Raw genomic sequence first — 18,378 nt, 5'->3', positions numbered from 1 at the left:
GCCGGTGGGAGTGGGTGCCGGGGTCCTGAGTCCCGGACCGATTTGGTTAGGGGGGAGGCCCCGCCGGTACGCTGAAGCATTCGCTCTGAAGCGTCTCGCTTCCTCGTCCGTCGTCGTAATGAAGAGAGCACCGTGGCCGCCGACAAGATCGACACCATCGTCAGCCTGAGCAAGCGCCGTGGCTTCGTATTCCCCAGCAGTGAGATCTACGGCGGCCAGCGCGCCGCCTGGGACTACGGGCCGCTGGGTGTCGAGCTCAAGGAGAACCTGAAGCGCCAGTGGTGGCGCTACATGGTGACGTCGCGCGAGGACGTGGTCGGTATCGACTCGTCCGTGATCCTGGCTCCCGAGGTGTGGGTCGCCTCCGGCCACGTCGCCACTTTCTCGGACCCGTTGACCGAGTGCACCGCGTGCCACAAGCGGTTCCGTGCCGACCACCTCGAAGAGGCCTACGAGGCCAAGCACGGCCGCCCGCCGGCCAACGGCCTCGCGGACATCAACTGCCCCAACTGTGGCAACAAGGGCCAGTTCACCGAGCCCAAGGAGTTCTCCGGCCTGCTCTCCACCCACCTGGGCCCGACGCAGGACACCGGCTCCGTCGCCTACCTGCGCCCCGAGACGGCCCAGGGCATCTTCACCAACTTCGCCCAGGTGCAGACCACTTCGCGCCGCAAGCCGCCGTTCGGTATCGCTCAGATGGGCAAGTCCTTCCGCAACGAGATCACGCCCGGCAACTTCATCTTCCGCACCCGCGAGTTCGAGCAGATGGAGATGGAGTTCTTCGTCAAGCCGGGCGAGGACGAGAAGTGGCAGGAGTACTGGATGGAGCAGCGCTGGAACTGGTACACCGGCCTGGGCCTGCGCGAGGAGAACATGCGGTGGTACGACCACCCCAAGGAGAAGCTCTCCCACTACTCCAAGCGCACCGCTGACATCGAGTACCGCTTCCAGTTCGGCGGCAACGAGTGGGGCGAGCTGGAAGGCGTCGCCAACCGCACCGACTTCGACCTCAGCGCCCACTCCAAGGCCTCCGGCCAGGACCTCTCCTACTTCGACCAGGAGGCCGGGGAGCGCTGGACGCCGTACGTCATCGAGCCGGCGGCCGGTGTCGGCCGCGCGATGCTCGCCTTCCTGCTCGACGCGTACGTCGAGGACGAGGCGCCCAACGCCAAGGGCAAGCTGGAGAAGCGCACGGTACTGCGCCTGGACCACCGCCTGGCTCCGGTCAAGGTTGCTGTCCTGCCCCTCTCCCGCAACCCGGAACTGTCCCCGAAGGCCAAGGGCCTGGCCACCGCGCTCCGCCAGAACTGGAACATCGAGTTCGACGACGCGGGCGCGATCGGCCGCCGCTACCGCCGCCAGGACGAGATCGGCACGCCGTACTGCGTGACGGTCGACTTCGACACGCTGGACGACAACGCGGTGACGGTGCGCGAGCGCGACTCCATGAAGCAGGAACGCGTGTCGCTGGACCAGATCGAGGGTTACCTGGCCGGGCGTCTGATCGGCGCCTAGCCTCAAGTCCGCTCAAACGAAAGGCCGGACGAGCCGAGCGGCTCGTCCGGCCTTTCGCATGGGGTCTCAACGTCCTTGCAGCGACTTCACGTTGTCGCCGAACGTCCAGTTCTTCGAGCCGTCCCAGTTGATCGACCAGGTCATCAGGCCCTTGAGCGAGGTGCCGTAGTGGCGCCAGGCCTGGGAGACCAGGGTCGGTGACATGTAGCCGCCGCCCGCGCCGGACTGGGCCGGCAGACCCGGGACCTGCTTGTCGTACGGGACCTTGATCGTCGTACCCTGCACGACCAGGCCCTTGTTGAGGCAGTCGGTCTGGGCGGTGAAGCCCGCGACGGTGCCGGCCGAGTAGGAGTCGCCGGAGCAGCCGTACATGCTGCCGTTGTAGTACTGCATGTTGAGCCACCACAGGCGGCCGTTGTCGGCGTACTTCTTGACGATCGGCAGGTACGCGCCCCAGATCGAGCCGTACGTGATGCTGCCGCCGGTGACGTAGGCGGTCTCCGGGGCCATCGTCAGGCCGAAGTTGGCCGGCATCTGGGCCAGGATGCCGTCGATGATTCGGATCAAGTTGGCCTGGGACGTGGAGAGTTGGCTGATGTTTCCGCTGCCGACCAGGCCCGTCTCGATGTCGATGTCGATGCCGTCGAAGTTGTACTTCTTCAGGATCGGGACGATCGTCGAGACGAACTTGTTGGCCACGGTGGTCGAGCTGAGGTCGATGCCCGCCGCCGCGCCGCCGATCGACATCAGGATCGTCTGGCCGGAGGCCTTCGCCGCGCACATCTCCGCCGGGGTCGCCACCTTCACACCCGCGTCCATGCCGTCCTCCCACAGGGCCGTTCCGTCGGAACGGATGACCGGGAAGGCCGCGTTGATCACGTTGTAACCGTGGCCGGCGATCGCGGAGTTGGTGATCGGGGTCCAGCCGAAGGGCGGGTGGACGCCGTTGGCGGAGCCGTCCCAGTTCTCCCAGTAGCCCTGGAGGACCTTGCCGGCCGGGCGGGATTTCACGGCGCAGGTGTCGGCCGCCGACGCGGCGGGGGCGGTGGCGATCGAGAGGGGGACGAGGAGAGCGGCCGTGGTGAGGCCGGCGGCGAGCAGGCGCAGCGTGCGGCGGAGCATGCGGATCCTCCCGGTGGGGGTGCGGTGAGGTGTCGTAGGCATGACAGTGCTGGCTCGACAGTGCGCGTGGTCCAGACCTCCCGTCAATAGGTATGGACCAATTCATGAGACGTGCTGACAGATGTTGGAATGACAGATATTGAAATTTGTCAGCTGTCATGTCATGGTGGACCGCATGACGACGATCCAGACCCGAACCCTCGGCACCACCGGTCCCCGCGTCTCCGCCCTCGGCCTCGGCTGCATGGGGATGTCCGCGCTGTACGGCGAAGCGGACCGCGGCGAGTCCATCGCCACCATCCACGCGGCCCTCGAAGCGGGCGTGACGCTCCTGGACACCGGCGACTTCTACGCCATGGGCCACAACGAGATGCTGATCGGCGAAGCCCTGCGCACCGCCCCCACGGCCCTGCGCGAACAGGCCCTCACCAGCGTCAAGTTCGGCGGCCTGCGCGACCCCGACGGCGGCTGGAACGGCTACGACGGCCGGCCCGCCGCTGTGCGGAACTTCGCCGCCTACTCCCTCCAGCGCCTCGGCGTCGACCACATCGACGTCTACCGCATCGCCCGGGTCGACCCGGACGTGCCGATCGAGGAGACCGTCGGCGCGATCGCGGAGCTGGTCGAGAAGGGGCACGTCCGCCACATCGGCCTCAGCGAGGCGAGCGCGGACGTCATCCGGCGGGCCGCGGCCACCGCGCCCATCTCCGACCTGCAGATCGAGTACGCGATCATCACCCGTGACATCGAGCGGGAGATCCTGCCGACCACCCGCGAGCTGGGCATCGGCATCACCGCGTACGGCGTGCTCTCGCGCGGTCTGATCTCCGGCCACTTCACCCAGGACCGGCAGCTCGGCGCGACGGACTTCCGTGCCTTCTCGCCCCGCTTCCAGGGCGACAACCTCCGGCACAACCTCGAACTCGTCGAGGCGCTGCGCAAGATCGCCGAGCAGAAGGGCGTGACGGTCGCGCAGATCGCCATCGCCTGGGTCCTCTCGCGCGGCGAGGACATCGTGCCGCTGGTCGGCGCCCGCACCCGCGAGCGGCTGACCGAGTCGCTGGGCGCGCTGGACGTCACGCTGGAGCCGGCGGACCTGGCGGCGATCGAGGAGGCGGTGCCGGCGGGCGCGGCGGCGGGCACCCGCTACCCGGCCGTGCAGATGGCGCACCTGGGCACCGAGCAATGACCCCGACCGCGGGTACCGAACAGGTGATTCTGCCTGCGGGTACCGTCTAGGCCATGGCACCGACCACCCAGGCCCTGACCGCCGAGCGCATCCTCGAAGCGACCGAGGAGGTGCTGCGCCGCCACGGCCCCGCCAAGGCCACCGTGGTGGACGTGGCCCGCGCGCTCGGCGTCAGCCACGGCAGCGTCTACCGGCACTTCCGTACGAAGGTCGCGCTGCGGGAGGCGGTGACCAAGCGGTGGCTGGACCGGACGGCCGAGGCGCTGTCCGGGATAGTCGACGAGACCGACCGGGACCCCGAGGCCCGGCTGCGCGACTGGCTCGCGGGGCTGTTCGCGGCCAAGCGGCGCAAGGCGAGCGCCGATCCCGAGCTGTTCGCCACGTACAGCGTGCTCGTGACCGAGTACGGCGGAGTCGTCAGCGACCATCTCGCCGAACTGACCGAGCAGTTGACCCGGATCATCCAGGCGGGCATGGACACCGGCGCGTTCACCACCGCCGACCCCCTCACCGCCGCCACCGCCGTCTTCCAGGCCACGGGCCGCTTCCACGACCCGGGTTACGCCAAGGAGTGGGAACAGCCGGGCGCGCAGGCGGAGTTCGAGGCGGTCGTGGAGCTGTTGGTGCGGGGGCTGCGGGGCTGACAATCGGATCCATGGAAATCGAGTCCATGGAAATCGAGTCCATGGAAAGCGGGTCCATGGGGCGGCCCCGACGCGTCGCCGTCATCGGAGTGGGTGTCCTCGGAGCCTGCGTGGGCTGGAACCTGTCCCGGCAGGGTGCCCAGGTGGTCCTCGTCGACGCGGGCCGGCCGGGCGAAGGCGTCACCGACTGGTCCTTCTCATGGGTCAACGCCAGCAACAAGACCGTGCGCAGGTCCTATTACGACCTGAACGTCGCCGGCATGGCCGCGCACCGCGAACTCGCGGCGACCATCGGGCCGGACACCTGGTGGTATCCCGGCGGCCACCTGCGCTGGGCGGACGACCCGGCGGCGGAGGCGCAGTTCCTGAAAACGGCGGAACTGCTGGCCAGTTGGGGCTACCGGGTCGAACTGTCCACGGGAGCCGAGGTGCGCCGCCGCCTCGAACCCGCCCTCGCGCTGCCCGACGACGTTCCCGTCCTGCTCTACCCCGACGAGGCCTGGGTGCACGGACGTCGTCTCGTCGGCCGCCTGGTCGGCCAAGCGGTCGCCACGGGCGCCGAGTTGAGGTCGGGCACCGAGGTCCGTGGCATCGGGACCGGTGCCGACGGGAGCGTCCGGAGCGTGGCGCTGTCCGACGGGACCGTTCTCGCGGTCGACGCCGTAGTGAACGCGGCGGGCCCCGACGCCCCCCGCATCGCCGAGCTCGTCGCACGCGAGCTGCCGATGCGCCGGGAACCGGGTGTCGTCACCCGGATCGACTGCGACCCGGTCCCGATCCACCGGGCCATGCACGCGCCCCACATCGAGATCCGCCCCGACGGAGACGGATCGATGGTCCTGCACAGCCGTGAGATCGACGCGCTCATCGGCACCGGCGAGGAGGATCCCGCGGAACTCGCCGGGCTGCTGCACGCATCGGTACGGCAGGTCGTTCCCGCACTCGCCGACTCCCGCGTCACCCGGACCCGGGTGGCCTTCCGGCCCATCCCGGCCGACGGATTCCCCTCGGTGGGAGCGGTGCCGACGGTGCCGGGCTATTACGAGGCCGTCTCCCACAGCGGCATCACGCTCGGACCGGTGCTCGGGCGGCTGCTCGCCGCGGAGATCCTGAGCGGGGAGAGGGACGAGTCGCTGGCGGACTTCCGGCCGGAGCGGTTCGCCGACTAGGGGCTGTCCGGGCCTCGGCGACAGGCAGGTCACGCTCGGCATCGGCGCGGACGCGCAGACGCTCGGCATCGGCCCGGACGCGCACTCGGCGGAGGGCATGCGCGATGCCCTGGGGGAGGCCCGGCACGTCCGCCGGGTGGCCGCTGCCCGCACCGGCCGGTCAGCGCGGCCGACCACCCGGAACCGGCCTCGCACGAGTGCGTGCCAGGGACCGCGCCGCCGGCATGATCGGCCGGACCGCCCCTACCCCTTCACCGCGCACTCCCAGAACTCCCGCATCAGCGCAGGCGGCACCGGGCTGGTCATCGCCACCTGGGTCAGCAGGATCGTCACCGTGCCCGTCGGGGGGATCACGTGGGCCGCCGTGCCTGTGCCGCCCACCCAGCCGTAGCGGCCGGGGACGTTCCAGGGGTCGACGGGGGTGACGTCGACCTGGCCGCCGTAGCCCCAGCCCTGGCCCTCCAGGAACAGCGTCGAGGCGTCGCGCTGGGCCGCGGTGAGGTGGTTGGTGGTCATGCGGCTCACGGAGGTGGGGGAGAGGACCGGGGTGCCGTCCGGGGCGGCGCCGTCGTTGGCGAGCATGCGGCCGAAGGCCAGGAGGTCGTCGGCCGTCGAGACCAGGCCGCCTGCGCCCGAGGGGAAGGCCGGGGGCCGGCTGAAGCCGCCGTCGGGGGTGTCCGACTGGTTCAGGGTGCCCTCCTCGTCGGGGGCGTAGGCGGTGGTGAAGCGGGCCCGCTTCGATTCGGGGACCGTGAACGCCGTGTCGGTCATGCCCAGCGGTCCGAAGAACCGCTCCGCCAGGAAGTCGGGGAAGGACGAGCCCGAGGCGCGGGCGACCAGGACGCCCTGCAGGTCCGAGCAGGTGTTGTAGAGCCACGCGGCGCCCGGCTGGCGCACCATCGGGATCCGGGACAGGGCGGCGAGCCACTCGTCGGGACCGGGCTGGAGGTAGGGAGCGCGGCCGTCCTGCTGGAACGCGAGCAGCGTCTGGACGGCCGGCAGCGAGAAGTCGTCCGGGAAGCCCCAGCCGGCCCGGAAGCTCAGCAGGTCCTCGACCGTGATCGGACGCTCCGCCGGGACCACGTCCTCGACCGGCGAGGAAGGCGTGCGGACCACCGTCGGCTTCGCCAGCTCCGGCAGCCACTCCGCCACCGGGGTGTCCAGCGCGAGCCGTCCGTCCTGCACCAGGGCAAGGACCGCCGCCGCCGTGACCGGCTTGCTGACCGAGGCGATCCGGAAGATCGAGTCGCGGGCCATCGGGGCGGTGCCTTCGACGTCGACGGAGCCGACGGCCACCACCTCGACGTCGTCGCCGCGGGCCACCAGGCCCACCGCCCCCGGCACGGTGCCGTCGTCGACGCGTCGCCGCAGGGTGTCGTGGAGAGAGCTCATCGGTCGGCCTTCCGGTCCGGGGAGTCGTATCGGCTACGGGATACGACTCTCCTCGCCTCGCGAACTCATCGCCGTTCCGAGCACCGGTCCGCCCCCGCTCAGTCGTCGGACGGGTCCACCGTCGCCTGGTGCGCCTCGGCCAGGTGCTCCTCCGCCTTCAGCCAGGGCAGGAACTGCGCGCTCTTCTTCCAGCCGCAGGTGTCGCACTTGATCGTGCGTTGCGCGCCTTTGCGCTGCACGCGGACGATGTGTTCCCGCCCGTGCTGGTCCCAGCGGCTCACTTTGCTCGTGTTGATCTGCAACATGCGCCTCGCCTCCGCTCAGGAGTCTCCGGCAAGGAGTGTGCAGCAATATCAACATCAACGGGGCGCAATTCACGCCGAGTTGTCCAAGCTGTGAACATGACAGCCGCGGTGGCACCCGGCGAATCGTCCGTGCCGTGCGGATGTCAGCCGATCGCGCGCGGCAGACGCAGGCTGAGCAGGCCGGTCAGCACCACCCCCACCAACTGCACCAACAGCGTTGTCACCAGGGCGTCTCGCATACCCATGCCCGGAATCAGCGACAGGAAGAGCGTGCCGAGCGTGGCCACACCGAGCGCCAGCGCGGACTGCTGGGTGGTGACCATCACGCCGGCCCCCACACCGGCCCGGGCCGCCGGCACCTCGGACAGGATGATCCGGAAGATGATGGGCAGTTGGAGCGCCTGACCCGCGCCCGCGACCGCCGCACCGGGAAGCAGTTCGACGAAGCCGAGATGCGGCCAGGAGCGCCACGCGGCCAGCACGATCAGGCCCAGGCCCACCGCCTGGACGACGGAACCGGCCGTCACGACCCGCGTGCCGTACCGGGTCACCAGCCGCGGCCCGGCGAGCGACGCGAAGAAGAAGGTAACCGCCAGCGGCACCAGCGCCAGCCCCGCGGCGACCGGGCCGAGTCCCGCCCCGCGCTGCAACGCCACCGCGATCACGAACATGAACCCGCTGAAGCCGATCGCGAACGGCAGGATCATCACCAGCCCGCGCCGCAGCGAGGTCAGCGCCAGCAGACTCGGCGGCACCAGCGGCGTACGCCCCTGCCGGTCCGCCCTGCGCTCCACCGCGTAGAACGCGGACACGATCCCCGGGAACGCGGCCAGCGACAGCCACGTCCACAGCGGCCAGCCCGCCGCCCGCCCCTCGGTCAGCGGCACCAGCAGCGCCAGCAGGGACGCGGCGAGCAGGAACGTGCCGGGCACGTCCACCGGTTCGGGGTGCTGGGAACGCGTCTCCGGTACGACCTTCACGGCCAGGACCAGGCCGAGGACGACGACCGGCACGTTCACCAGGAACACCGCGCGCCAGCCGGTGCCGGCGATGTCGGCGGCGACCAGGACCCCGCCGAGGATCTGGCCCGCCACCATGGCGAGGCCGGCGGTCGCGCCGTACAGGCCCATCGCCTTGGCGCGGCGCGGGCCGTGCGTCGCGGCCTGGATGGTGGCGAGGACCTGCGGGAGCATCGCCGCGGACGCCGCGCCCTGCGCGATCCGCGCCGCCACCAGCGTCCACGCGGTCGGCGCGAGCCCGCAGGCCAGCGAGGTCACGCCGAACGCGGCCATCCCGCCCAGGAAGAGCCGGCGACGCCCGAACAGGTCGCCGAGCCGGCCGCCGAGGACCAGGAGGACGGCGTACGAGACTCCGTAGCCGGCGACGACGAGTTCGAGGACGGCCTCGCTCGCCGAGAGGTCCTTGCCGATGGTGGGCAGGGCGACGTTGACGATGAAGAAGTCGATGAGCGGCAGTGCCGCGGCCAGCAGCACCGTGAACAGACCGAGGGCGCCCAGCGCAGGCGGCGCGGGCGTCTCGGTCCGGTGTGAAGTGACGGTTTCGGTCATGGTGACGAGCTTGCGCCCGCGCGCAGAGTGGTACCAGAGTCTTCTTATCCTGGTAGCGGAACCACCTGGCAACAGGGTCCGGGGTGCGGCACGCTGGAGCGTATGACGACCATGGCCCAGGAGAAGGCTCAGGAGCCGGCACTCGACGTCACCGCCCCGCCGCAGGGCGCGGCCGTGTCGGCGATCCGCCGGCACGAGCTCGCCGCGTTCCTGCGTCACCGGCGCGAACACATCACCCCGGAGCAGGTCGGGCTGCCCCGCGGCTCCCGCCGCCGCACGCCCGGACTGCGGCGCGAGGAGGTCGCCCACCTCTCCGCGGTCGGCGTCACCTGGTACACATGGCTCGAACAGGCCCGGGACATCCAGGTCTCCGTGCAGGTCCTGGACGCCCTGGCCCGCACCCTGCTGCTCGACCCGAGCGAGCGGGCCCACGTCTTCCAGCTGGCCGGGGCGGTGGACCCGACACCGGCCACGTCCTGCGCGTCGATCACCCCGAGCCTGCGGGCCGTCCTCGACCAGTTGGAGCCGATCCCGGCCTCCGTGCAGAACAGCCGGTACGACATCCTCGCCTACAACCGCACCTACGGCCTGCTCCTGTGCGACCTGGAGGAGGTGCCCGCCGAGGACCGCAACTGCATGATCCTCTCCTACACCAACCCGGAGTGGCAGTCCTCGATCGTGCACCTCGCGGACGCCCAGCGCACGATGGCCGCCCGCTTCCGCGCCTCGATGGCGGGCCACCTCGCGGAGCCCACCTGGAAGACCCTCCTCAAGCGGCTGCGCGCCGAGTCCGAGGACTTCCGCGAGGCCTGGGAGCGGCACGAGATCGTCGAACACCGCGGCAAGCGCAAGGAGTTCCGCAACCGCTACGTCGGCCGCGTCACCGTCGACCACACCGACCTGTGGCTCGGCCCGCAGGTCGGCCCGCGCATGGTCACCTACCTGCCGGCGGACGAGGAGTCGAGGCGGCGGCTGGAGCGGCTGCACGAGATCGCGGTGGAGAAGGCGGAGCAGCGCGCTGGGAGGACGGCGGAGGAGCGGGCTGGAGGGAAGGCGGCGGCGGTGCGCTGACTACGCGCCGACGCGCGCTGACGTGCACTGGCTACGCGCTGACCTTCGCCGCCTCGTGCAGTTCGACCGACTTCAGCTGGTCCGCCGTCCGCTCCGCGGTGCCCCGCGCCCAGCGCCCGCTGGTCAGCACCCCGAGTCCGAGCACGGTGAGCCCGCAGCCGACGAGGATCCACCACCCCGGCACCGAGGCCGACACGAACGTGGTCCTGTACGACGACGCGTCGATCCCCGACGCCAGCACCGCGCCGATCACCGCGACGCCCAGCGTCTGTCCGAGCTGGCGGCTGGTGGAGGCGACCGCCGCGGCCACGCCGGCCTGGGCCCTCGGCATCCCCGACACCGCCGTGTTGGTGATCGGCGCGTTCACGAAACCGAAGCCGATGCCGAAGACGGCGTAGCCGATGAAGAGCGTGACGTTCGAGGTCTCCGCGTCGAACGCGGCGAACATCACCGCGCTCACCGTCATCGCCGTCCCCGCGATCAGCAGCGAGAGCCGCGGCCCCCGGCTGCCGACCAACCGCCCGGACACCGGCGCGCACAGGAACATCGGCACCGCCATCGGCAGCATCCACAGTCCGGCGTGCAGGGCGCTCAGGCCGCGCACGTTCTGCAGGTACAGCGTCGACAGGAACAGGAAGCCACCCAGCGCCGCGAACGCGCCGATCGCGATCACGGTGGCGCCGCTGAACGGGGCCGAGCGGAAGAAGCGCAGGTCGATGAGGGGTTCGTCGCGGCGGGGTTCGTACCAGAGGAGTCCGAGCAGCGCGGCCAGGGCGATCGCCGCGAAGGGGAGGACGGTGGCCGCGCCGGAGGTCGGCGCCTCGATGATCGCGTACGTCAGCGAGCCGAACAGGGCGATGACCAGGAACTGGCCGACCGGGTCCGGGCGGCGGGCCTTGGGGGCGCGGGACTCGGGCACGTAGCGAAGGGTGAGCAGCAGGGCCACGAGGCCCACCGGGAGGTTGGTCCAGAAGATCGAGCGCCAGCCGATGGAGTCCACCAGGACGCCGCCGATCAGCGGGCCCGCCGCCATCGAGATGCCGACGACCGCGCCCCATACGCCGATCGCCTTCGCGCGCTCCCGCGGGTCGGTGAACGTGTTGGTGATGATCGACATCGCCACCGGGTTGAGCATCGAGCCGCCGATCGCCTGGATCATGCGGAAGGCGATCAGTGCGTCGAGGTTCGGGGCGAGGGAGCAGAGCAGCGAGCCGAGGCTGAAGACCACCAGGCCCACCATGAACACGCGTTTGCGGCCGATCCGGTCCGCAGTCGACCCCGCCAGCATCAGCAGCGAGGCCAGGACCAGGGTGTACGCGTCGATCGTCCACTGGAGGCCGGCGGTACTCGCGTGCAACTCGTCCTGCATCGACGGGAGGGCGACGTTCAGGATGGTGACGTCGAGGCTCACGATCAGCAGGCTCATGCAGCAGATCGCGAGCACCAGCATGCGGCGGCGGGGGCTGAGCTCGGGCATGCGTTCCATCGTACGCCCGTGTCGATAGTGTGTCTAACTAATGACCGGTACAAGATCTTGGGGCGGGCCGTGCTTCGGTGTGCGGGACAATGGGGCAATGTCCACGACCGCCGCGCCCCTGATGATCGGGCCGCACATTGTCCAGCCGCCCGTCGTCCTGGCTCCCATGGCCGGGATCACCAACGCGCCCTTCCGCACGCTGTGCAGGGAGTTCTCCGGGGGCAAGGGGCTGTTCGTCAGCGAGATGATCACTACTCGGGCGCTGGTCGAGCGCAACGAGAAGACGATGCAGCTGATCCGTTTCGACGCGACGGAGACGCCTCGCTCGATCCAGCTGTACGGCGTCGATCCGGCGACGGTGGGCAAGGCGGTGCGGATGATCGCCGAGGAAGGGCTCGCCGATCACATCGACCTGAACTTCGGGTGCCCGGTGCCGAAGGTGACGCGCAAGGGTGGCGGGTCGGCGCTTCCGTACAAGCGGAACCTGCTGCGGGCGATCCTGCGCGAGGCGGTGTCCGGGGCCGGGGAGCTGCCGGTGACGATGAAGATGCGCAAGGGGATCGACGACGATCACATCACCTACCTCGACGCGGGGCGGATCGCGGTGGAGGAGGGTGTCACGGCGATCGCGCTGCACGGGCGTACGGCCGCTCAGCACTACGGCGGTACGGCCGACTGGGAGGCGATCGCCCGGCTGAAGGAGCATGTGCCGGAGATCCCCGTGCTCGGTAACGGAGACATCTGGTCGGCCGAGGACGCGCTGCGGATGGTGCGCGAGACGGGCGTCGACGGTGTTGTCGTCGGGCGTGGATGCCTGGGCCGGCCTTGGCTGTTCGCGGATCTGGTGGCCGGGTTCGAGGGGCGGCCGGATGATGTGGCGCGGCCGTCGTTGCGCGTCGTCGCCGATGTGATGGTCCGTCACGCGACCTTGCTCGGTGAGTGGATCGGGGACGAGGCGCGGGGCGTCATCGACTTCCGTAAGCATGTCGCCTGGTACCTGAAGGGGTTCGCGGTCGGCAGCGAGATGCGCAAGCGGCTGGCTGTCACGTCGTCCTTGGCCGAACTGCGGGCCGGGCTGGACGAGTTGGAGCTCGATCAGGCCTGGCCGACCGGCGCGGACGGGCCGCGCGGGCGTACGTCGGGGAACAACCGGGTCGTGCTGCCGGATGGTTGGCTGAAGGACCCGTACGACTGCGCGGGGTTGAGCGAGGACGCGGAGCTGGACACGTCCGGGGGGTAGTGGCGGGTTTTCCTCGCCCCGCCGCCCCTACCCGTCCCATCCTCCAGGGGCTCTGCCCCTTCGACCCCGTTCCCGGGGGGGGCGACCCCCGGCCCCCCGCTCCTCACCCCCCAGGGGGACCCACAAGGGGCTGAGTTGTCGTCGGCCTGGGCTTGATCTTTTTAGCCCGTCCGGCGTTTGAGGGCGAGGCCCCTTCAGGGCCGATGGGGGTCCAGGGGGCGGAGCCCCCTGGTGCGGGGAGTGGATGTCGGTCAGCTCTTCTTCGGGTGGGGCGTGGAGCCGTATGCCGTAAGGAACTTGTCCCGGAACGCGCTCATCTTCCAGACGGGGGCGTTGTGGGCCGGGCGCAGGCCGTCGGACCAGTTCCAGTCGGCGATCTTGTCGAGGACCTTCGGGTCCTTGGCGACGATGGAGATCGGGACGTCACGGCTGGCGTGGTCGCCGCTGACGCGGGCGATGGGCTGGTGGTCGCCGAGGAAGACCAGGACGGTGTTCTCGTCGCCGTAGCGCTCCATCCACTGGGTGAGCGCGGTCACCGAGTACTGGACCGACTTGCCGTACTCCTCGCGGGACTTGGTGGGGTTGGTGATGACGTCCGAGGCCTTGTTGCCGGCCTTCTGGATCGCGTTGAAGACCGTGCCGTCGCCGAGCTTGTCCCAGTCGACCATCTTCGGGATCGGCGCCCACGGCTGGTGGCTGGAGGTCAGGATGATCTCCGACATCAGCGGCTTGTCCCGCTTCTTGCTGTGCTCCAGCTTCTGGTACGCCTCCAGGGCGTACTGGTCCGGCATCGTGGACCAGCTGAACTTCGGCCCCTTGTAGCCCAGTTGGAAGGCGTTGCGGACCGAGTCGAGGCCGTAGTAGCTCTGCTCGGGCCACGCCTTCTGCACGCCCGGCATGATCCCGACCGTGTCCCAGTCGCCCGTCTTCTGGAATGCCTTGGTGAGGCTGAGGTGGTCGCTCGCCATCACCGTGCGGTAGCGCTGCTGGTTGTCGATCCACAGGCCCGACATCGTGGTCGAGTGGCCGAGCCAGCTGCTGCCGCCGTACGTCGCCGAGGTCAGCCACCCGCTCTTCGCGTGGAAGCCGGCCTTGGCGAGCGCCTTGGTGCTCACGTCGAGGGTCTTGTCCACGCCCGGCGCCATGATCGGGTCCTCGATCGCGCTGCGGCCGTAGCTCTCGATGAAGGTGAAGATCATGTCCTTGCCGCGCAGGTCGGGCACGAGCTGGGAGGGCGGCGTGTTCCCGAACGCGTCGACCTTCGCCACCTTCTGGAACTCCGCCTCGTCCCGCAGCGTGTCCTGCACCCGCCGCACCTGGATGCTCAGGGCCTTCGCCTGCCGGTCGGAGGCGATGGGCATGCCGGAGAGCTGAAGGCTCAGCGCTGAGCAGAGCACCCAGGCGACGGTGGCTATGAGGGTCGCCCGGGTCGCGACCTGCTTGTGGCGGGAGAGCAGGTTGCTGAGCCGGACCATCGCCAGCGCCATCACGGTGAGCAGCACGACGATCAGGACGACCGCGCCGATGCTCGCGCCGACCGCCACGGCCTTGCCCATCGAGTCCTGGATGTACGCCTGCGCGTCCGGCAGCAACTCCCAGTCCAGGACCAGGTTGAAGCCCCGGCCCAGGTACTCCAGGAAGCCCATGTCCAGCAGGTTCACGATCGTCATCGCGCCCAGCAGGACCCCGGACAGAGCGGCCACGATCACCCGCGGCCGACGCGGCAGCGCGAGCGCCACGGCCGCGCCGAGAATCGCCTCCACCGGAATCCGCGTGAACCGGTCCACCTGCAGCGCGCTCATCCGGTTCGGCAGCAGCAGGGCCCCGAGGACGAGCACGGCGCAGAGGATCGTGATCGTCCAGCGGACCGCGCGTACGGCCGCGGGGTGTCGTTCACGAAGAACGGCGAGCCGGGCCCGCAGCCCCTTCGGCTCAGGGGCGCCGGCCTCCGGCTCGCCCGCGCCCTCGACCTCGGGTGACGTGTCCTGCTGCTGACTGAGGCGCGTGAAGACAGGCACCCGAGGGTTCCTTCCGTGCGAGACCTTTGATGCCATCTCGTACGGTGCGCTGTCGGGCGGTGTTCACGGAGGCAGGCAAACACCGGGCAAATGCCCGGTCAACGGTACGGAGAGGCGCTTTTAGGGGCGCGGGGAACTGCGCGACCAGCCCCCACCGGCCGGCAGCCGCCCCCCACCCCCAGCCACCCCACCCCTCAGGCGCCACCGACCGCCGTCAGCAGCGCAAGCGGCGCCGCCGCCGACCGAGACTCCCGCACACACGCATGCGGATACGGCACCGGCTCCGAATGCGTGTCCCGGCCATACCCCGCCAACACCTCCGGCAGCCGATGCCCCGTCGCCGTCGCCGCGTCCACCAGCGCATGCGCCACCGACCGCGCCTCGTCATGCAACCCGTACCGCGCCAACCCCAACGTGATCAACGCGTTGTCGTGCGGCCACACCGACCCGCGGTGGTACGACAGCGGGTGATACGCCGCCTGCCCGGACGCCAGCGTCCGAACTCCCCACCCCGAGAAGAAGTCCGGTTCCACCAGCCGCCGCCCCACGGCCTCCCCGTACTCCTTGTCCAGCAGCCCGGACCACAGAAGGTGACCCGCGTCCGAGGCAAGGGCGTTCACCTGCCGCCCCTCCCCGTCCAGCGCGAGCGCGGGGAAGTTGAGGTCCCGCATCCAGAAGTCCCGTTGGAAACGGTCCCGGAGATCGCCCGCCGCCTGCTCCAGCAGCGCCGCGTACGTCTCGTCGCCCCACACCGTCCGCGCGACCCACGCCGTGCGGCGCAGCGCGTCGTACGCGTATCCCTGCGCGCCGGCCGCCATCACCGGCCCGCTCGCCCGCGTCCCGTCCGCGGAGCAGATCGCGCCGGGGGAGTCCTTCCAGTTCTGGTTCGCCAGGCCGCCCTGGTCCGCGCGGTAGACGAGGTAGCCGCGTGAGGTGAGGCCGCCGTGGTCCAGCATCCAGCCGATCGCCGCGCGCGCGTGCGGCTCCAGGCGGCGGGCCAGGTCCGCGTCACCTGTCTGTTCGACGTACGCGCCCAGGAGGACCAGGAAGAGCGGGGTCGCGTCGACCGAGCCGTAGTAGCGGCCGTACGGCACCTGGCCGAAGTGCGCCAGCTCCCCGTGCCGTACCTCGTGCACGATCTTCCCGGGCTGGGACACCGAGGTCGGACCTGTCTCCGTCGCCTGCGTCGCCGCCAGCGCGGGGAGCGTGGCCGCGGCGAGTTGGGGACGGTAGGGGAGGGTGAAGAGGGACGTGAGAAGGGCGTCCCGGCCCAGGAGGGTCAGGAACCAGGGGGCTCCGGCGGCCGGGACGCGCAGTTCCTCACCGTCCGGGCCCGTCGCCTGGACCTGGAGCGAGGCCAGGTCGGCGAGGCCGCGCGCACAGGCCGCCGCCAGCTCCGGCCAGCCGGTCGGGAAGGGCACGCCCTCCACGAACTCGCCCTCCAGGGCCAGGAGTTGTTCGTTCATCGCGGCCGGGGACGCGGGTACGCGCCTGGCCCGCTTGTCTCCGTGCGGGCGGGCCATCACCCGTAACGTCAGCTCGGTGGTGCCGTGCGGGGCCAGTTCCAGGGTCCAGACCAGGCGGCGGGCGCCGGTGCCCGTCTCCTCCACGCCGTCCGGGGCCGGCTCCGCCGTCACCGTCGTACACGAGCGCCACTCGCCGCGCTGGTAGCTGAACTCCACGCCGTCGTCGAGGACTTGGCGGGAGCGGGTGGCGCCGATCTTGGTGTAGGTGCGGTGGTCGGAGCGCAGCTCGAACTGGTCGGTGAAGTCGGCGTCCACGGTCATCGCGAGACGGACCGTGGTGGGGGAGGGGTGGTTGCTGGTCACCCTCAGGGATTCGACGAACGCGCCGTCGCCCACTGCCTGTTCGCGGAAGAGCGTGCACTTGGGCGGCTCCTGGCGCCCGCCTCGCGGGACGAGGACACAGCGTGCCGTGTCCCCGTCCGCGACCGGCGTGAGCGACTCCGGGACCGCGCCGTCGACCGTCAGTTGCCAACGGCTCAGGTGCCTCGCGTCGCGCACGAACAGTCCGTCCGGGGAACCGGCCCCTCGGACGCCGCTGATGTCCCCGCCGTCGCCCACGGCCGCGAACGTCCCGCCGTGCACGAGCAGATGATGCCGGTCCGTCATCCCCGTTCCCCTCCCTTGTCCCTCATCCCGAACGTGCCGATGCCCGTGGAGGACACGCCGTCTCCCGGGCGCGAATGGAGCAGATCGAGCGTGAGCGCGGCGGTCCAGCCGAAGCCGAGCGCTCCGCAGGCCTCGCCGGTGTACGGGTCGACGTACTCCGCGAAGTCCGTGTCGGCGGCGGTGTGCAGGAGCGCCTCCCGGAGCGAGTCGGCCGCCGCCGCTTCGCCGTGCACCCGCAGGCCGCTCTCCAGCAGCCAGTTGGTGTTGAACCACGCCGGCCCGCGCCAGTAGCGGTGCGGGTCGAAGGCCTCGCCCAGGAGGTCGTAGCTGGGGGTGAGGCGGGTGCTGTCGCCGAGGCCGAAGTGCGGGCCGCGGAGCGTCCGGAGGAGGGCGGCGACGGTGTTCCGCGGGAGGCCGGGCAGGAGGAGGGGGATCAGGCCGGAGACGCTGCGCTCCGGGATCAGGGTGCCCTCACGGTCCCCGGTGCGCAGGTCCCGGCACAGGAACATCCCGCTCGCCGGGTCCCACAGGCGGTCCACCAGTGCCGTCGTCAGGCGTTCCGCGCGTGCGTGGCGGGCCGTGCCCGTGGCGCCCAGCTCGCGGGCGATCCTGGCCAGGGCGTGCTCCGACGCGATGAGCAGGGCGTTGAACGCCGGGTCCTCGACGGCGAATCGGCCGCCGCCATCCGCGTACCCCCCGTCCCGGTAGTCCGTCGCCAGGCGCACGTACCGGCCGTAGTCCAGGTCCGTCGGGCGGTCCTCGGCGGCGCCGTGGTCGAGGTCCGCGCGGCGGAAGGAGCGGGCCGGGGCCGGCGTGACGCGGGCCAAGGGGGCGTCCCAGCAAGGGCTGTTGTCCATACCCTGTTCCCAGGGATGGACCACGGAGGCGAGTCCGCCGCCGCCCAGGTCCCGGCGGTGCAGCAAGTAGCGGTGCCAGGCGGCCAGTCGGGGGTACACCCCGGCGAGGAAGCCACGCGCGCGGGACAGGCCCGGGTCCGCGCTGTGCACCAGCCACGCGGCCAGCGCGTGGACCGGTGGCTGCACGATGCCGGAGGTCTGTACGGTGCGCGGGGCGCCCGCCGCGTGGCCCGCGGTCGAGGAGCGCCAGAAGTCGGGGCTCGGGAAGTACGCGTCGAGCGGGACGGAGGGGTTGAAGACGATGTGCGGGACACGCCCGTCCGCCCACTGGGCGCTCAGCAGCGTCTCCAGCTCCGTCTGGGCCCGTAACGGCGACAGGTGCCGCAGGCCGATCGCGATGAACGCCGAGTCCCACGACCACTGGTGCGGATACAGGCCGCGCGAGGGGACCGTGGACGTGCCCGTCCAGTTCGCTTCCAGCACCCGTGCGGCCCTGCGGTGCAGCGAATCCGGCATCGGGGGCGGATCGTGCGGATCGTATACAAGCGTGCCCTCGGTGGGGCGGACGGTGAGTTGGGCAGTGCGATCCACTCGGGGCTCCCCGAAAGACGTTCGGCAGACCGGTTCGGTCTTGGCTACCGTAGGGTTACGTCTATTTAACACGCAAAACTCAATATGT

The 18,378-nt window shown here is 70.7% G+C and carries 14 protein-coding genes; 6 read left to right on the top strand and 8 right to left on the bottom strand.

Annotation, left to right across the window (positions count from 1 at the left end):
- Nucleotides 1-132 precede the first annotated feature (132 nt).
- Nucleotides 133-1,515 carry a glycine--tRNA ligase gene (locus ACIQI8_RS13985; protein WP_402348833.1) on the top strand — a complete coding sequence of 461 codons (1,383 nt, stop codon included), beginning with the start codon at nucleotides 133-135 and terminating at the stop codon, nucleotides 1,513-1,515.
- Nucleotides 1,516-1,581: 66 nt separating this feature from the next.
- Here the strand turns inward: ACIQI8_RS13985 and ACIQI8_RS13980 are convergent, their stop codons facing one another.
- Nucleotides 1,582-2,637, bottom strand: a complete 1,056-nt coding sequence (locus tag ACIQI8_RS13980) for a chitinase (protein WP_402348831.1) — start codon at nucleotides 2,635-2,637, stop codon at nucleotides 1,582-1,584.
- 175 nt (nucleotides 2,638-2,812) lie between these two features.
- On the opposite strand from ACIQI8_RS13980, the gene ACIQI8_RS13975 reads away from it, so the two are divergent.
- Genes ACIQI8_RS13975 through ACIQI8_RS13965 form a run of 3 tightly spaced genes read left to right on the top strand, consistent with a single transcriptional unit; the run spans nucleotide 2,813 to nucleotide 5,639 of the window.
- Entirely contained in the window at nucleotides 2,813-3,826 is a 1,014-nt protein-coding gene (locus ACIQI8_RS13975; protein ID WP_402348828.1) for an aldo/keto reductase, read from the top strand.
- 53 nt (nucleotides 3,827-3,879) lie between these two features.
- Nucleotides 3,880-4,470, top strand: coding sequence for a TetR family transcriptional regulator (locus ACIQI8_RS13970; protein WP_402348825.1), 591 nt, complete (start codon nucleotides 3,880-3,882; stop codon nucleotides 4,468-4,470).
- A gap of 11 nt (nucleotides 4,471-4,481) precedes the next feature.
- Nucleotides 4,482-5,639 (top strand): NAD(P)/FAD-dependent oxidoreductase, encoded by a 1,158-nt coding sequence (locus ACIQI8_RS13965; protein WP_402348822.1) that lies wholly within the window; start codon nucleotides 4,482-4,484, stop codon nucleotides 5,637-5,639.
- A gap of 243 nt (nucleotides 5,640-5,882) precedes the next feature.
- Here the strand turns inward: ACIQI8_RS13965 and ACIQI8_RS13960 are convergent, their stop codons facing one another.
- From ACIQI8_RS13960 to ACIQI8_RS13950, 3 genes are all read right to left on the bottom strand, one after another.
- Complete coding sequence (locus ACIQI8_RS13960; RefSeq protein ID WP_402348819.1) at nucleotides 5,883-7,031, bottom strand: serine hydrolase domain-containing protein; 1,149 nt, start codon at nucleotides 7,029-7,031, stop codon at nucleotides 5,883-5,885.
- Nucleotides 7,032-7,129: 98 nt separating this feature from the next.
- Nucleotides 7,130-7,336, bottom strand: coding sequence for a hypothetical protein (locus ACIQI8_RS13955; RefSeq protein WP_123999823.1), 207 nt, complete (start codon nucleotides 7,334-7,336; stop codon nucleotides 7,130-7,132).
- 143 nt (nucleotides 7,337-7,479) lie between these two features.
- Nucleotides 7,480-8,904 (bottom strand): MFS transporter, encoded by a 1,425-nt coding sequence (locus tag ACIQI8_RS13950; protein ID WP_402348817.1) that lies wholly within the window; start codon nucleotides 8,902-8,904, stop codon nucleotides 7,480-7,482.
- Between the two features lie 102 nt (nucleotides 8,905-9,006).
- Between ACIQI8_RS13950 and ACIQI8_RS13945 the strand changes: the two genes are divergently transcribed.
- Nucleotides 9,007-9,975 (top strand): helix-turn-helix transcriptional regulator, encoded by a 969-nt coding sequence (locus ACIQI8_RS13945; RefSeq protein WP_402348814.1) that lies wholly within the window; start codon nucleotides 9,007-9,009, stop codon nucleotides 9,973-9,975.
- Between the two features lie 31 nt (nucleotides 9,976-10,006).
- Here the strand turns inward: ACIQI8_RS13945 and ACIQI8_RS13940 are convergent, their stop codons facing one another.
- Nucleotides 10,007-11,452: an MFS transporter gene (locus tag ACIQI8_RS13940; RefSeq protein WP_402348811.1), complete on the bottom strand. Its 1,446-nt coding sequence runs from the start codon at nucleotides 11,450-11,452 to the stop codon at nucleotides 10,007-10,009.
- A gap of 97 nt (nucleotides 11,453-11,549) precedes the next feature.
- Between ACIQI8_RS13940 and dusB the strand changes: the two genes are divergently transcribed.
- The gene (gene dusB, locus ACIQI8_RS13935) at nucleotides 11,550-12,692 is read left to right on the top strand and encodes a tRNA dihydrouridine synthase DusB (RefSeq protein ID WP_402348808.1); all 1,143 of its coding nucleotides are present in this window, start codon (nucleotides 11,550-11,552) and stop codon (nucleotides 12,690-12,692) included.
- 251 nt (nucleotides 12,693-12,943) lie between these two features.
- Here the strand turns inward: dusB and ACIQI8_RS13930 are convergent, their stop codons facing one another.
- From ACIQI8_RS13930 to ACIQI8_RS13920, 3 genes are all read right to left on the bottom strand, one after another.
- Nucleotides 12,944-14,746, bottom strand: coding sequence for a CDP-alcohol phosphatidyltransferase (locus ACIQI8_RS13930; RefSeq protein WP_402348805.1), 1,803 nt, complete (start codon nucleotides 14,744-14,746; stop codon nucleotides 12,944-12,946).
- A gap of 158 nt (nucleotides 14,747-14,904) precedes the next feature.
- Complete coding sequence (locus ACIQI8_RS13925) at nucleotides 14,905-16,842, bottom strand: glycogen debranching N-terminal domain-containing protein (RefSeq protein WP_402348803.1); 1,938 nt, start codon at nucleotides 16,840-16,842, stop codon at nucleotides 14,905-14,907.
- Nucleotides 16,839-18,290 carry an MGH1-like glycoside hydrolase domain-containing protein gene (locus tag ACIQI8_RS13920; RefSeq protein ID WP_402348800.1) on the bottom strand — a complete coding sequence of 484 codons (1,452 nt, stop codon included), beginning with the start codon at nucleotides 18,288-18,290 and terminating at the stop codon, nucleotides 16,839-16,841. The genes ACIQI8_RS13925 and ACIQI8_RS13920 overlap by 4 nt, the downstream gene beginning before the upstream one ends.
- Nucleotides 18,291-18,378: the final 88 nt, after the last annotated feature.

It is taken from the genome of Streptomyces sp. NPDC092369 (genome assembly GCF_044755245.1).
Lineage (GTDB): Bacteria > Actinomycetota > Actinomycetes > Streptomycetales > Streptomycetaceae > Streptomyces.
The sequence above is the reverse complement of the archived record's forward strand: the minus strand, read 5'-3'. Positions and strand labels throughout refer to the sequence as shown.

Bases quoted from the DNA above. Each gene is read 5' to 3' on its own strand.
- ACIQI8_RS13980 (WP_402348831.1), bottom strand. From the start codon at position 2,637: ATGCTCCGCCGCACGCTGCGCCTGCTCGCCGCCGGCCTCACCACGGCC.
- ACIQI8_RS13975 (WP_402348828.1), top strand. From the start codon at position 2,813: ATGACGACGATCCAGACCCGAACCCTCGGCACCACCGGTCCCCGCGTC.
- ACIQI8_RS13970 (WP_402348825.1), top strand. From the start codon at position 3,880: ATGGCACCGACCACCCAGGCCCTGACCGCCGAGCGCATCCTCGAAGCG.
- ACIQI8_RS13965 (WP_402348822.1), top strand. From the start codon at position 4,482: ATGGAAATCGAGTCCATGGAAATCGAGTCCATGGAAAGCGGGTCCATG.
- ACIQI8_RS13960 (WP_402348819.1), bottom strand. From the start codon at position 7,031: ATGAGCTCTCTCCACGACACCCTGCGGCGACGCGTCGACGACGGCACC.
- ACIQI8_RS13955 (WP_123999823.1), bottom strand. From the start codon at position 7,336: ATGTTGCAGATCAACACGAGCAAAGTGAGCCGCTGGGACCAGCACGGG.
- ACIQI8_RS13950 (WP_402348817.1), bottom strand. From the start codon at position 8,904: ATGACCGAAACCGTCACTTCACACCGGACCGAGACGCCCGCGCCGCCT.
- ACIQI8_RS13945 (WP_402348814.1), top strand. From the start codon at position 9,007: ATGACGACCATGGCCCAGGAGAAGGCTCAGGAGCCGGCACTCGACGTC.
- ACIQI8_RS13940 (WP_402348811.1), bottom strand. From the start codon at position 11,452: ATGCCCGAGCTCAGCCCCCGCCGCCGCATGCTGGTGCTCGCGATCTGC.
- dusB (WP_402348808.1), top strand. From the start codon at position 11,550: ATGTCCACGACCGCCGCGCCCCTGATGATCGGGCCGCACATTGTCCAG.
- ACIQI8_RS13930 (WP_402348805.1), bottom strand. From the start codon at position 14,746: ATGGCATCAAAGGTCTCGCACGGAAGGAACCCTCGGGTGCCTGTCTTC.
- ACIQI8_RS13925 (WP_402348803.1), bottom strand. From the start codon at position 16,842: ATGACGGACCGGCATCATCTGCTCGTGCACGGCGGGACGTTCGCGGCC.